Annotated in this window: 12 protein-coding genes; 6 read left to right on the plus strand and 6 right to left on the minus strand. The window is 71.2% G+C overall.

Translation table 11 applies throughout. The annotated features are described in order from the left end of the window. Window positions 1–71 precede the first annotated feature (71 nt). Window positions 72–1,628, minus strand: a complete 1,557-nt coding sequence (locus tag RAN62_RS13425; protein ID WP_305784926.1) for a lysozyme family protein — start codon at window positions 1,626–1,628, stop codon at window positions 72–74. 118 nt (window positions 1,629–1,746) lie between these two features. Between RAN62_RS13425 and RAN62_RS13430 the strand changes: the two genes are divergently transcribed. Beyond that, window positions 1,747–1,971: an FmdB family zinc ribbon protein gene (locus RAN62_RS13430; protein WP_305784927.1), complete on the plus strand. Its 225-nt coding sequence runs from the start codon at window positions 1,747–1,749 to the stop codon at window positions 1,969–1,971. 1,080 nt (window positions 1,972–3,051) lie between these two features. Beyond that, complete coding sequence (locus RAN62_RS13435; protein ID WP_369077169.1) at window positions 3,052–6,138, plus strand: winged helix-turn-helix domain-containing protein; 3,087 nt, start codon at window positions 3,052–3,054, stop codon at window positions 6,136–6,138. Between the two features lies 1 nt (window position 6,139). Here the strand turns inward: RAN62_RS13435 and RAN62_RS13440 are convergent, their stop codons facing one another. Further along, a complete protein-coding gene (locus RAN62_RS13440) occupies window positions 6,140–6,637 on the minus strand; it encodes a phospholipase (protein WP_305784928.1) in 498 nt (165 codons plus the stop codon). A gap of 169 nt (window positions 6,638–6,806) precedes the next feature. Between RAN62_RS13440 and RAN62_RS13445 the strand changes: the two genes are divergently transcribed. Next, window positions 6,807–7,817, plus strand: coding sequence for a potassium channel family protein (locus RAN62_RS13445; RefSeq protein WP_305784929.1), 1,011 nt, complete (start codon window positions 6,807–6,809; stop codon window positions 7,815–7,817). Beyond that, window positions 7,814–8,386: a GtrA family protein gene (locus RAN62_RS13450; protein WP_305784930.1), complete on the plus strand. Its 573-nt coding sequence runs from the start codon at window positions 7,814–7,816 to the stop codon at window positions 8,384–8,386. Before RAN62_RS13445 ends, RAN62_RS13450 begins: the two co-directional genes overlap by 4 nt. A gap of 76 nt (window positions 8,387–8,462) precedes the next feature. On the opposite strand, the gene RAN62_RS13455 is transcribed toward RAN62_RS13450, so the two are convergent. The 4 genes from RAN62_RS13455 to ndhC form a co-directional block, all read right to left on the minus strand. Further along, a complete protein-coding gene (locus tag RAN62_RS13455; protein ID WP_305785284.1) occupies window positions 8,463–9,020 on the minus strand; it encodes a DNA-3-methyladenine glycosylase I in 558 nt (185 codons plus the stop codon). Between the two features lie 167 nt (window positions 9,021–9,187). Further along, complete coding sequence (locus RAN62_RS13460) at window positions 9,188–9,685, minus strand: SRPBCC family protein (RefSeq protein ID WP_305784931.1); 498 nt, start codon at window positions 9,683–9,685, stop codon at window positions 9,188–9,190. Beyond that, window positions 9,682–10,308, minus strand: a complete 627-nt coding sequence (locus RAN62_RS13465) for a DivIVA domain-containing protein (protein ID WP_305784932.1) — start codon at window positions 10,306–10,308, stop codon at window positions 9,682–9,684. The genes RAN62_RS13460 and RAN62_RS13465 overlap by 4 nt, the downstream gene beginning before the upstream one ends. 101 nt (window positions 10,309–10,409) lie before the next feature. Next, the gene (ndhC, locus tag RAN62_RS13470; protein ID WP_305785285.1) at window positions 10,410–10,787 is read right to left on the minus strand and encodes an NADH-quinone oxidoreductase subunit A; all 378 of its coding nucleotides are present in this window, start codon (window positions 10,785–10,787) and stop codon (window positions 10,410–10,412) included. Between the two features lie 186 nt (window positions 10,788–10,973). On the opposite strand from ndhC, the gene RAN62_RS13475 reads away from it, so the two are divergent. After that, on the plus strand, window positions 10,974–12,827 hold the full coding sequence (locus tag RAN62_RS13475; RefSeq protein ID WP_305784933.1) for a 2-oxoacid:acceptor oxidoreductase subunit alpha: 1,854 nt from the start codon (window positions 10,974–10,976) through the stop codon (window positions 12,825–12,827). Then, on the plus strand, window positions 12,820–13,836 hold the full coding sequence (locus RAN62_RS13480) for a 2-oxoacid:ferredoxin oxidoreductase subunit beta (protein WP_305784934.1): 1,017 nt from the start codon (window positions 12,820–12,822) through the stop codon (window positions 13,834–13,836). The genes RAN62_RS13475 and RAN62_RS13480 overlap by 8 nt, the downstream gene beginning before the upstream one ends. Window positions 13,837–13,860: the final 24 nt, after the last annotated feature.

Here is a 13,860-nt window from a genome sequence, read left to right on the forward strand (position 1 = left end):
TGCCGGTATCTCGACCTCCAGGGAAGTGCCCGGCGGTCAATTGTGTGCGACCAGTTACTGTGGGTGGCTGGTCAGCCCTGGCTCAGCGTGCCGTACTGGTTCGCCGCCTCGAAAACCTTCTGGGCGTAGGGCCGGACGGCGTTGTAGGACAGAATCGCCTCCCACCAAGCGTCCGGCCTGGACATATCCCGTCCGCCTTTGCACAGGTAGAGCGCCGCCGCGAGCGCCGCGTCGTCGATGTCGTTGGGGTCCGGCACCCCGTTTCCGTCGGCGTCCACAGCGTTACCCACCGCGAGCGCGTTCCAGGTTTGTGGGATGAACTGCATAGGACCGATGGCCCGGTCGTACGTGGTGTCCTTGTCGAGAACGCCCTGATCGGTGTCACGAATCACTTGTCGCCCGCCCTGACCGTCGAGCGGCAGGCCGTAGATCGGAGGCGTCACGGTGCCGTCCGTGTTGAGGATCGAGCCGTTGAAGCTGCCGTGGCTGGACTCGACCTTGCCGATGGCGGCGAGCGTGGTCCAGCTGAGGTGGCAGCCGGGGGTGGTGCGGGCGGCGACGAGCTCCGCATAGCCGTAGGCCTGGACCGCGACGACCGGGATCCCGGCCCTGGTCCCGGCCTGCTGGGCCCAGGTCGCCAGCGCATCGGCCGGCCGGGTCTGGGTCACGCCGCCCGGCAGGGCGACCGCCGTGCTGGGCACCCCGCCGACGGTGGGCGCGGAGCTGACACTGGGCAGTACGCCGGGGGGCACGGAGATGCCGGGCGTTGCGCCGGGCTGCGTGCCACCGGGGACGGCGCCGGGCAGGGTGCCACCAGGCTGGGCCGATGTCACCGCGCTGCCCGCTCCTGCTGTGCCAGCTCCTGTGGTGCCGGCGCCTGCGGTGCCAGCGCCGAAGGCCGGGGTCGCGCTGGGTGCGGGGGAGGACTGCAGAGCCTGAGGTACGAGGTAGGCGCCCGCTGTCCCGGCGGCGCCGATGAGCACCACGGCCAGGATGGCGGGCAGGATCAGCCGGCCGCTGGGGCGGTGGGCCCACTCGGCGGTGTTGCGGGCGACGGCTCCGGGGCCGGCCTTGCGGAGCTTGCGGGTGGGCGGGCGGCTGCGCGAGGCGAGGGCCATGGCGGTGACCGAGGGGGCGGGCGGCTCGCGGTCGGGCTTGTCCTTCTTGCCCTTGGCGGTGGCCGGCTCCGTCGCGGACTTGCTGGTGGTGGGCGGCTCGGGCTTGGTGGCTTCGGGCTTGCCCGGCTCGGGCTTGGTGGCCTCGGGCTTGTCCGCCTCGGGCTTGTTCGGCTCGGGCTTCGTTGCGTCTGGCTTGCTCGCTGGCGGAGGGGTCGTGTCGGCCGCCTCGGGAGAAGTGCTGCGGGCTTCCGGCGGGGTCTTCTGGTCCTGCCGGGGGAGGGTTTCCTTCTCCAGGTCGGGGGCCTTGCGCTGGTGGGGGATCGGGCTCGGGGTGGAGTTCGGATCCTGGGCTGGCTCGGACTGGGGAGCGGCGGCGTCCTGCGGAGAGGGCGCGCTCTGGTCGGACGGTGGGCCCGGGGTCTGTTCGGGGGCCGCGCCGGAGCTGCCCAGGGGGCCGCCGAGGTGCGGTGCCGCGGGGCGTTGCGAGGGTGTGTTCTGCCCGTCAACCACTCGAAAGAGAGTACCGGCCGGGGGCCAGGACGGTGGCTATGGATCTTGGTCGATGCCCGGCGGACAACTGCGCACTTGCGTTGCAGCGGATCATCCGGTGAGCACTTACCCTGGGCGGATGCCGCGTTACGACTTCCGTTGCCGCGCGTGCGGCGACACGTTCGAGATGAATCGTCCCATGGCCGAGTCCGCCGCTCCAGCGCTCTGTCCGCAGGGGCACGCCGACACCGTCAAGCTGCTGTCCACCGTTGCGGTCATGGGCCGCGGCGGCTCGACGGCGTCGCCGGCTCCGGCCGCCGGGGGCGGGGGCGGCGGCTGTTGCGGAGGCGCCTGCGGCTGCTGATCGCGTTGTGCGGGCCACGGCTTGCGGACTGCGGGACTGCGCCGCGGGGAGAGGTTCGGCGGGTGCGGAGAGGCATCGCCTTGCGCGTTACCTCTTACCCCGGCCAGCTGCTTTCCTCGGCCCGGCTGCGCGGTGGGTGCGAGGAGGGCGAGGGTCGGCGGGCTGCGTTCGGGTGATCGTGACTTCTCCGGGTCGGCGGGCTGCGCTCGGGTGACCGAGATTCCTCCGAGGTCGGCGGGCGAGGCTGCGTAGGGCCGGGACTGCGGGTGGGTTGGACGCGTCCGTGGTGGAGGCGGTGCGGCGCGGTCGAGCGGCTTGCGGATTCTTCCGGGCGGCCGTGGGCTACCGGGCAGCTGCAGCGGGCCGGGGCGGGGATGCGAACGGCGCCATGCGATTCGGCGGAGCGCGTTGCCTCGGCGGGTCGGCGGGTGAAGAGCCGCGAGCAGCATGCGTGGGCCGCTGCCTTCCGCCGGCGCCGGGGCATTGCTGCGACTGGTCGCGGGGCGGGTTGTTCGGCATCTCGAGTGTCGTAGGGGTGCTGAGGTCGGCGCCGTGATGTGGCGTCCCGCTTCTGCGCGTTACCGGTTGTGATGGGCCATGCGGTGCGGGTTGTAGGCAGCCGTGGATTGCGGGCCGTTGCGGGTGGCGGGCTGTCGTCGGGTGAGGACGGGCGCGCGGTCGGAGGCCCTGCGGGTTGGGGTCGTCGGTGGGTTGGGCGGGGGCCGGTCCGGGGCGGGGCTCAGGGCCGGAGGCCTTTGACTGTTTCGGGTCACGGCGCGGCCGGGCGGGTGATCTCTGGCGGTGATGGTGGTGTGACGGGGCGCAGTCGCACAAAGTGACTCTTGTGGGGACATCCTTTCGGGTCGGTGGAAATGACCGTCCCGTGGCGTGACTGGATCGTGAACCGCTTCGTTACGTCACGCGTAGTGCCGTGCGTCGGCGTCGATGACTCGGCGGAGGGTCGCCCTTCCGGGGTCGGCCGTGGCGGGTGGACAGTTACCGTCCGTTTCTACGATATGCCGCGTGATTGCAGTGCGGCAGCATGAGACGCGACTTCCCAAGGGGGCGGAGGTTCTCACCGTGTCGGGACGGACCGAGCTGCCGAGCGGGCTGGTGACCTTCGTGTTCACCGACATCGAGGGGTCGACGAGGCTGGCCCGGATGCTCGGCGACGACTACGGCGGCGTGCTCAATGCCCATCGTGATCTGCTTCGTGCAGCGCTGAGTAACTACTCCGGTGTGGAGCTTCTTACCGAGGGTGACTCCTTCTTCGTTGCGTTCAGCGATGCGGCCGATGCTGTGTCCGCCTGTGTGGCGTCACAGCGCGCACTCGCGGCGTACCCATGGCCGAGCGACGATGCGGCACCGCGCGTGCGCATGGGGCTGCACACCGGGTGGGCTCGGCCGCGCGGCAATGAGTACGCGAGCACTGAGGTCCACCGAGCCGCGAGGGTCGCCGCCGCTGCGCACGGTGGTCAGATCTTGTGCTCGGAGGCGACCGCGCTGGCCGTCACCACGTGGTCACGGGAGCTGCAGCCGGGGCGGCGCGAGACCGAAAAGGCCGACGCCCGGCGACCTGAGGAGGCGGATGCCCGGCGAGCAGGAGGGGCGGATACCGGGCTAAGTGGCGAGGCAGACGCCAGGCAGACCGGGGAGGCGGACGCCTGGCGAAGCGAAAGAGCCGGCGCCCGGCAAGCGGCGGCAGCGCGACCGGCTGCCATCGGTGTCATGGACCCGCCGCTCGACTTCCTCGATCTCGGCCCGCACATCCTGCGCGGCTTCGACGACTCCGAGCGGCTCTTCCAGATCGTCGCGCCCGGGCTGGAACGATCTTTCCCCCGCCCCCGTACGCCCGGAGCCCCCAAGGACAACCTCCCGTCGGCGCTGACCCCGTTCGTGGGCCGGCAGCCCGAGCTGGCCGAACTGCGTGACCTGATCGGACGTCACCGTCTGGTGACTGTGGCCGGTGGCGGTGGGACGGGCAAGAGTCGCCTGGCGCTGATGGCCGCCGGTGAGGTGCGGGGGGCGTACCCGGGCGGGGTCTGGTTCGTCGATGTCGCCGACGCGGGTGACCTGCACCGGGCCGTGGCGGCGGCGATGGGCGTGCGGTCCGAGCCCGGGCGTCCGATCATCGAGTCCGTCGTGGAGCGCTGCGGCGGCGACCGGGTCCTGCTGGTGCTCGACACCTGTGACGCCCGGCCGGTGGAGGTCAAGCGGCTGGTCCGCCGGCTGGTCGCCGCCTGCCCGCGGCTCGATGTGCTGGCGACGTCGCGGGTTCCGATCGGCGTACCCGGGGAGTTGGTCCGGCGGATCCCGCCGCTGGCGCCCGCGGACGCCTATGCGCTGCTGGTCGCGCGGGCCGAAGCAGCTCGCGGCCGCCCCGTCGGAGGTGCGAGCGGAACCGCCGGGATGAGCAGGCCCGCCGGGATGAGCGGACCCGCCGGGATGAGCGGACCCGCCGGGATGAGTGGGTCCGGCGGATTGAGCGGACCGGGCGGGATGAGTGGGTCTGGCGGGCCGGGCGGATCCGGCGGGATGAGCGGACCCTGCGGACCGAGCGGGGCCAGGAACCTGCTGGTCAATGATGCGGACGAGACCGCCGACCTGGGCCGGGTCGCCGCGCGGCTGGACGGGCACCCGCTCGCGATCGAGCTCGCCGCGAACCGCCTCCGCCTGCTCTCCGCCGCACAGCTCGCCGCCCGCCTCGACGACCCCATCGCCGCCCTCGACGGCATGAAAGGCGGCCTGCAGAGCGGCACGAAAGGCGCCGCTGAAGACGCCGCGAAGGACAGCACGGAAGACGCCGCGAAAGACGACAGGGACGAGGATCCGCTCGCCCGGCACGACTCGCTCACCGGCAACCTCGACTGGTCGTACCGTGCGCTCTCCGCCCCCGCGGCCGGCCTGCTGCGGCGTCTCGCGGTCTTCGCGGGGCCGGTGGAGCTGTCCGCGGTGGAGTGGTCCGGCGAGGACGCGTTCGGCGCGCTGACCGAGCTGGCCGACCGGTCGCTGGTCGACGTGGTGGTCGGGCCGCGTTATCAGCTGTCCGGGCAGGTCCGGTCGTACGCCGCCCGGCGCCTCTCGGCCGCCGGGGAGGAGCGGGCCGCCCGGGACGGACATGTCGCCTGGTCGCTGCACACGCTCGAGGCCGTCGCGGTGGACACCGACGGGCAGCCGCGGACGATGTCACTGACGGAACTGTCCCCGTACGTGAAGGAATGGGAAGCCGCCCTGCGCTGGAGCCTCTCCGGGGGCAGCGCCCGGCCGGGCCTGCGGCTGGCGGGCGCGCTCGACCCGTGGTGGCGGGAGCACGGTGGTGCGCGGACGGGCCGTGAGCTGCTCCACCGCCTGTACGCCCGGCTGGAGTCGACCGGCGAGCGCGTCGCCGACGTCGAGCTCGCCGAGGCGTACCTGGTGCATGCCGGTCTGTCCCCCGACCGCGAGGAGCGCACCCGCTTCCTGCAGCGGGCCGAGGTCCTGGCGCGGGAGGCGGCCCACCCCGCCCTGCTCGTACGCGCCCAGGCCGGCCGCCGCGTGTCGCTGATCGAAGCCGGTCGGCTGGCGGACGCGGAGCAGTTCTGCCGGGACGTGATCGTGCAGGCGGAGCGGTTCGGGGTCCCGGCCGCCGCGCTGCCCTCGATCGTGGCGCTCGCCGAACTGCTCTGGCGGCGCGACGCGCTGGACGAGGCGGCCGAGGTGCTGGGGGGCGCCCGGTTGATGGAGGCCGGCCGGCCCGAGGACCGCGGCCGCCGTACGGTCGACTGGCTCCTCGGTATGGTCGCGTTGCGCCGCGGTGACCTGGTCGCGGCGCACGACCATCTGGTCGTGGCCCTCCGCTCGCGGCTGCGGCACGGCTTCCGGGGCGCCGCCGCCGACGCTGTCGCCGCGATCGCGGTGCGCTGCGCGGCCGGTGGCGATCCGGCGACGGCGGCTGTCCTCTTCGGGGGCGCGGAATCGGTGCTCGGTGCCCGCCGGGCCGTCCAGTTCGGGGCGTTCTGGTCGGCCCAGCAGGCGTTGTTGCGCCGGGAGCTCGGCGACTGCGCGTTCGACAGCGCGTACGCGGAAGGGGCCGAGCAGGGCTTCCAGCGCGCCGTGGCCACCGCGCTCGCCGTCGAGCACCCGGATCTCGAGCGCGGCTCGGCGCGGTTCGCTCAGACGATGGGGTGAGCTATCCGACCAGGGCGCGGGTGCGGTCCACGTCGGACGGGTTCACCGCCTCGAGCGACCCGAAGATGCTCACCGCCTGGTAGTAGATCCAGGCCAGGCTGTAACAGGCGGCCTGCACCGACACCGAGTACGTCGCGCACTCGCGCTTGAGGTCGGCATAGAACATGTCGTCCAGCCGGGCCTTGTTGGCGTCGAACGTGCCGAGGTCCTTGTAGTTGCGGTAGCCGAAGTCGTGGTGCCAGCAGGAGAGGGTGAAGTCGAAGCCGAGCGGGTTGTCCGGGCTCGACGAGCAGTAGTCCGTCGTCCAGTCGAAGCCGTAGGACTCCCAGGGCCCGCGGTCGAGCCGGGCGGCGTTCCAGGCCTGGGTGCTGGTGGCGGTGGTCTGCGTCCAGCTCAGCAGCACCTGGGCCTTGGTCGGGGCGGCGGCCCCGGCGGCGGCCGGGGCGAGGAGGAGGGCGGCGGCGGTGAGGACGGTGGCGAGGGTTCGGCGGAGCACCATGGCGCCAGTCTCGGGGGCGGTTCTTTCCGCATACAACGGCATCAATGGACTTTTCCTGAACGATGACTCAACTTACTCCCCGGTATTCCATTGTCGCCCGGCACCGTGATGTCATGAAAAGCGGTGTGGGGGCCTGCGGCTATGGTGTGAACGTGCAGGCGGCAGCCCAGTGATCCACTTACCGCTGGTCCGGCAGGGACCGCTCCGGGCCTTGGGCATCCGCCTGGGGGCCGCGATCACGCTCGTGCTGGTCACGGTCGCGATCATCTACGCCGACCGCGGCGGCTACCGTGATGTCAACGAGGACGGTCTCACCCTCCTCGACTGCTTCTACTATGCGGTCGTCACGCTCTCGACCACCGGCTACGGCGACATCACGCCGGTGACCCCCGGCGCCCGGCTGATCAATATCGTGTTCATCACCCCCGCCCGCGTGCTCTTCCTGATCATTCTGGTCGGCACGACCCTCGAGGTGCTGACCGACCAGTACCGGAACACCCTCCGGGTGAGCCGGTGGAGGCGAAAGTTGAAGGACCACATCATCGTCTGCGGCTACGGCACCAAGGGCCGCGCCGCGGTGGCCGCGCTCGTCGAGACCGGCTACGACAAGTCCCGCATCGTCATCGTGGAAAATCGCGAGGAGGGTGTACGTCAGGCCGCCGCGGCCGGGCTCGCGGTGATCGAGGGCAACGCCACTCGCTCCGCCGTCCTCGACCAGGCGGACGTCAAGAACGCCAAGAGCGTCATCATCGCCACCGACAGCGACGAGGCGTCCGTGCTCATCTCGCTGACGGTCCGCCAGCTCACGGCCGGGCAGGTGCGCATCATCGCCTCGGTCCGCGAGCAGGAGAACGCCGCGCTCCTCAAGCAGAGCGGCGCCCACCACGTGATCGTCTCCTCCGCGACCGCCGGCCGCCTGCTCGGGCTCACCACGACCACGCCGCCGCTCATCGACGTGGTCGAGGATCTGCTCACGCCCGGCCAGGGGATGGCGCTCGCCATGCGCTCGGCCGAGCGCGCCGAGGTCGGCCGTAACCCCCGCGAGCTGCAGACGCTGGTGGTGGCCCTGATCCGGCGGGGCAAGGTGGTGCCGCTCGGCGGCGAGCAGACGGTCACCATCGAGACCGGCGACATGCTCATCTACATCCGCGACGAGGAGAAGGTCGGGCTGAGCCTTTGACCGCGCCGAGCCGGTCCGAGCGGGCCGGCGACTTTCTCACCGCCTGGGTCGACAAGCTGCCTTCCCGCGTACGCCGAATAGTCACGCGCGACATGGCAGGCTTCGCCGAGCTCGGGGCCTTCACCTTCGCCGTCGATCTCGCCTTGCTGGCCGCGCTCCGGGCCTGGACCCCGCTGCCCCTGCCCGTCGCGGTGTCGATCGCCTACGTGGTCGCCTTCGCCCTGAACTTCGTCCTCAACCGAACAGTCAACTTCCGATCCCACGCCCCGGCCGGCCCCCAGGCTGCCCGCTATGCCGTGGTGATCGCCGGCGACTACCTCATCACGGTGGGCGCCTCGACCGGCCTGGCCGCGGCGGGCCTGCCCTTCGCCGTCGGCCGGGTCGCCGCGTCGGCCATCGTGGCCGTCTTCACCTATTCGGCGTCCCGCTGGTGGGTCTTCCGCGACCGCCTCCCCGCGACTGCGCCGCCCGCAACCCAGCCGCCCGCGAGCCCGCCGCCCGTCACAGCGGCCATCTCCCCAGCCGCGCTCGCCCGGCCGGCGGAGACGAGCCAAGCCCCGGCGAAGTGAGCGCAGCGCCGGTCGAGCGTCAGCGCCGGCGAAGCAACGCAGCGCCGCGGCGCACGGGGCGCGAACGGCCGCTTGCTCACCGGGCCGGAACGAAGCAGCCCGCCAGGTGATCGTCGACCATGCCGGTCGCCTGCATCAGGGCGTAAGCCGTCGTGGGCCCCACGAACTTGAAGCCGCGCTTTTTCAGGTCCTTGGCCATCGCCTTCGACTCGGGGGTCGTGGCGGGCACGTCGGCGCGCGTGGCGGGGCGCGGGCGGGCCGGTGGGGCGTAGGACCAGAGCAGCTCGCTCAGGCCGGTCGGGAGGTCGGCGGCGACGCGGGCGTTGTGGAGGGCGGCGTCGATCTTCATGCGATTGCGCACGATGCCCGGGTCGGCCATGAGCCGGTCGGCGTCCGTGGCGTCGAAGGCGGCCACCTTGTCGATCGCGAACCCGGCGAACGCCGCCCGGAAGGCCGGCCGCTTGCGCAGGATCGTGATCCAGGCCAGCCCCGACTGGAAGGCCTCCAGGCACATCCGCTCGAAGAGCGCGTCGTCACCGTGCAGCGGCCGGCCCCACTCGGTGTCGTGATAGGCCACGTAGTCGGGCGTGCTCCCGCCCCAGAAGCAGCGCGGCCGCCCGTCCTCGCCCAGCACCAGCCCTGCAGCCAGCAACTCGCCCGGCCCGACACCGGAAGCCGCCGCGCCGGACGACGTGGCACCGTGAGCCGGCGTGTCGGACAGCGCGGCACCGGGCGCCGGCGCGGCGGACAGGGGTAGGTCCTCACTCATGCCGTAGACCGTAGACGGACCCCCTGACAAAACTACGGCAGCTTGCCCTCCTCGACGAGCCGCCCGAACTTCTTCAGCGCACCCTTGAGGCTCAGTTTGGAGCCCGGCCACACGATCGGCCACGCCAGCTTGGCCGCCGCGCCTCCGGGCAGGTGGAACCACTCGTGCATGACCACCTGGGTGCGGTCGCCGCCCATGGCCGTGCAGCGCATCGACCCCGGGCCGCGCAGGACCTTGCCGCAGTGGACCACGCGCACCTCGTACGGATGGTCGACCCGCACCACCCGCATCTCGTCCCGCAGCGCCGCCGGGCCCAGGGCCGTGACCGCCTCGATCAGGCTGCCCTCGCCGCCGTCCCCCTCGACGACGCGCACCTTGGTGAAGGGGATCCACTCGCCTTGCTTCTCCCAGGCCGTGAAGGCCGCGAAGACCCGGGGCGCGGGCGCGTTCACGATGACGGTGGCAGTGACCTCACCGGTGCCGGGGCGGGCGGCGTCGCCGAGACCCCCGACTGTTCCGTTGTCGCTCATCGACGCTCCGCCGGCTCTTCGTCAGCAGCATCGGCGGAGGCGGAAGCGGAGGCGGAAGCCGAGTCAGCGGAAGCGGAGTCGGAGCCAGTGGAAGCAGAGCCGTCAGAGGCCGAGCCGTCGGAGGTGGAAGCGGCAGAGGAGGAGACGGCAGAGGAGGTGGAGGAAGACGGGGAAGAAGCCACCACCTGAGTCGCCGACTCGTCCCCCTTCTCGGGCGAGGGCGATTTGTCCAAATCAATGACAGGCGCAGCCGCCACCGCGGGAGCAGCCGACGCCTCCCGAGCCCGCCGCAGCGTGTCGGCATCCGCGGCCCGACCCTCCCGCAGCGCCGTGACCTCCGCCTCGAGCACGCCGATCAGCTCGTTCTTGTAGCCGATGTCGTAGGCCGCCCGCTGCAGCGCCTGGTCGACCTGAGCCATGCGATAGCCCCGGAACACCATGTCGAAGCGGGAGTGCGTGACGTCCTCCTCCACCAGCGGCCGGTCGACCGGGAGCGGGAGCGCCTTGCCGTCGGGCTCGACCGGCGTCAGGCCGGGGTCCCCGCCGCTCACCATCACGGTGACGCCGAAGACGATCGCCGCGACCACGAGGGCCACGACGATGAAGAGGAGAAGCTGACCCATGGGCACGATCGTGGCATGCGCGCCGCGGCGTGGCGAGCCCGCCACCCCGATAGCAGTCCTCAGTCCGGTCAGAGGGTGGCGGCGGGGTGGTCGGACGGGGCCTAGGTCCAGGTCAGGATCTTCTTGCGCCAGGCGTAGACGATGCCCAGGGCCAGCACCGCGACGAAGATCCCCATCTCCGCGATGGTCACCCCGCCGAACCCCGGCCGGTCGAAGATGACAGCCCACGGAAACAAGAAGACGGCTTCGACGGCGAAGAGCACATAGAGGTACGCGTACACGTAGTAGCGGATCTGCGCCTGCGCCCAGTCGCCGCCGACCGGGTCGATCCCGCTCTCGTACGCGATGCGCTTGCCCGCGGGCTCGGCCGGCCGGGCCGGTCTGAGCAGCCTGTTCGCCCCGAACGCGCCGACGAAGACGAGGACGCCGGCGGCCAGCAGGAGACCCAGCAGGGCGTACGAACCGAGATAGCCGTCCACCCGCGCAGCGTAACGAACCACGGATTGGACACAAGTGGCCCAGGTCACGTCAGATCGTTACTGTGGGCGTCGGCCTGTTGACAGAACCTGGGCGGTAAGGGGCGCCGACGTAGGCTGGAAGTAACGGCAGCGAGCCTGGCTCATGACGTGACGCCGAGCGGGCCCGCAGGTTCAGGAGGTTGGATCGTGTCCGCTCCGACGAAGCGGGTCGAGCAGCTGGACCGGGTGGTGATCCGGTTCGCGGGCGACTCCGGTGACGGCATGCAGCTCACCGGTGACCGTTTCACATCCGAGACCGCGCAGCTGGGCAACGACATCTCGACGTTGCCCAACTTTCCCGCGGAGATCCGCGCCCCGGCAGGCACCTTGCCCGGCGTGTCGAGTTTTCAGGTGCACTTCGCCGACTACGACATCCTCACGCCGGGCGACGCCCCGAACGTGCTGGTGGCGATGAACCCGGCCGCGCTCAAGGCCAACCTCGCCGACCTCCCGGCCGGCGCGGACGTCATCGTCAACACCGACGAGTTCACCAAGCGCAACCTGACCAAGGTCGGCTATGCCGCGAGCCCGCTCGAGGACGGCTCGCTCGAACAGTGGTCGGTTCATCCGGTCGCGCTGACCTCGATGACCGTCGCCGCGCTGGAGGGTTCGGGGCTGTCGAAGAAGGACGCCGAGCGGGCCAAGAACATGTTCGCGCTCGGGCTGTTGTCCTGGATGTACTCGCGGCCCTACGAGTCGACGCTGCGGTTCCTGGAGCGCAAGTTCGCCAAGCGCCCCGAGCTGGTCGCGGCGAACAAGGCTGCCTTCACCGCGGGCTGGAACTTCGGCGAGACGACCGAGACGTTCTCGGTGCGCTACGAGGTCAAGCCGGCCCGGATGCTGCCGGGCACCTATCGCAACATCACCGGCAACGCGGCCCTGGCCCTGGGGCTGGTCGCGGCCGGGGTGCGCTCGGGGTTGCCTGTCTTCCTGGGCGCCTATCCGATCACGCCGGCCTCGGACATCCTCCACGAGCTGAGCAAGCACAAGCGCTTCGGCGTCACCACGATGCAGGCCGAGGACGAGATCGCGGCGGTCGGGGCGGCGCTCGGGGCCGCGTACGGGGGAAGCCTGGGTGTCACCACGACCAGCGGGCCGGGCGTCGCGCTCAAGGGCGAGACGATCTCCCTCGCGATCGCGCTGGAGCTGCCGCTGGTGATCGTCGACGTGCAGCGGGCCGGGCCGTCGACGGGCATGCCGACCAAGACCGAGCAGGCCGACCTCAACATGGCGCTCTACGGCCGGCACGGCGAGGCGCCGCTGGCCGTGATCGCCCCGAAGTCCCCGTCGGACTGCTTCCACGCCGCGCTCGAGGCGGCCCGCATCGCGCTGACCTACCGCACCCCGGTGATCCTGCTCTCGGACAACTACGTGGCCAACGGCTCGGAGCCGTGGCTGCTGCCCGAGGTGTCGGAGCTGCCGGACCTGCGGGTCGAGTTCGCCCGCGAGCCGAACGACGCGGACGGGCGCTTCCTGCCCTACCTGCGCGATCCGGAGACCATGGCCCGCCCGTGGGCGATCCCGGGCACGCCCGGTCTCGAGCACCGCATCGGCGGGCTGGAGAAGGCCGACAAGACCGGCGACATCTCGTACGACCCCGCGAACCACGACTTCATGGTCCGCACCCGCGCCGCCCGCATCGAGGGCATCCCCGTGCCCGATGTCGAGGTCGACGATCCGGACGACAACGCGCGGGTCCTCGTGCTCGGGTGGGGCTCGACGTACGGGCCGATCGGCGCCGCCTGCCGCACGCTGCGCCAGCGTGGTCTCCCGATCGCCCAGGCCCATCTGCGACATCTGTCACCGCTGCCGGCGAACCTCGGTGCGGTGCTGGCCGCGTACGACAAGGTGGTGATCCCCGAGATGAACCTGGGCCAGCTGGCTCACGTCGTCCGGGCCCGCTATCTGGTCGACGCTATCCCCTTCAACCAGGTCAGCGGTCTGCCCTTCACCGCCGCGACGCTGGAGAGCATGCTCGAGGACGTGGTCAAGAATGGGTAAGACGCTGCTGCCCCTGACCGTCAAGGACTTCAAGTCCGACCAGGAGGTGCGCTGGTGCCCCGGGTGCGGTGACTATGCGATTCTCGCCGCGGTGCAGAGCTTCATGCCGGAGCTCGGGATCCCCCGGGAAAATATTGTGTTCGTCTCGGGGATCGGCTGCTCGTCGCGCTTCCCGTACTACATGAACACCTACGGCATGCACTCCATCCACGGCCGCGCCCCGGCGATCGCGACCGGGCTGTCCACCTCGCGCCCCGACCTGAGTGTGTGGGTCGTCACCGGCGACGGCGACGCGCTGTCCATCGGCGGCAACCACCTGATCCACGCCCTGCGCCGCAACGTCAACCTCAAGATCCTGCTCTTCAACAACCGGATCTACGGGCTGACCAAGGGGCAGTATTCGCCGACGTCCGAGCTCGGCAAGATCACCAAGTCGACCCCGGTCGGCTCGGCGGACTCGCCCTTCAACCCCCTCTCGCTGGCGCTGGGCGCGGAGGCCACCTTCGTCGCCCGCACCATCGACTCCGACCGCAAACACCTGCAGTCGGTGCTGCGCGCGGCGGCCGAGCACGAGGGGTCCGCGTTCGTCGAGATCTATCAGAACTGCAACATCTTCAACGACGGCGCCTTCGAGCTCATCAAGGATCCGGGCACGCGCGACGACCACCTGATCCGGCTGGAGCAGGGCGAGCCGATCACTTTCGGTCCCGAGGGCCGATGGTCGGTCGTCCATCCCGAGGGCAGCTTCGGCCTGCGGGTCCAGGAGGGCGGCACCCCGCTGCGCCACGATGCCACGGTCGATGATCCCGCGTACGCGTTCGCGCTGTCCCGTTTGTCGGGATCGGACCTGTCCACGACGCCGATCGGCGTGTTCCGCGACGTGACCCGGCCCTCGTACGACGAGCTGATCACCAAGCAGCTGGCCGACGCCAAGGCCCAGGCGACGGGGACGCCCGAGGAGATGCTCACCGGCCTGCTCCACTCCGGCGACACCTGGACGATTCTCTGAGTGCCGGTCGTGATGTCATAGTGC

The organism is Symbioplanes lichenis (assembly GCF_030709675.1).
GTDB lineage: Bacteria > Actinomycetota > Actinomycetes > Mycobacteriales > Micromonosporaceae > Actinoplanes > Actinoplanes lichenis.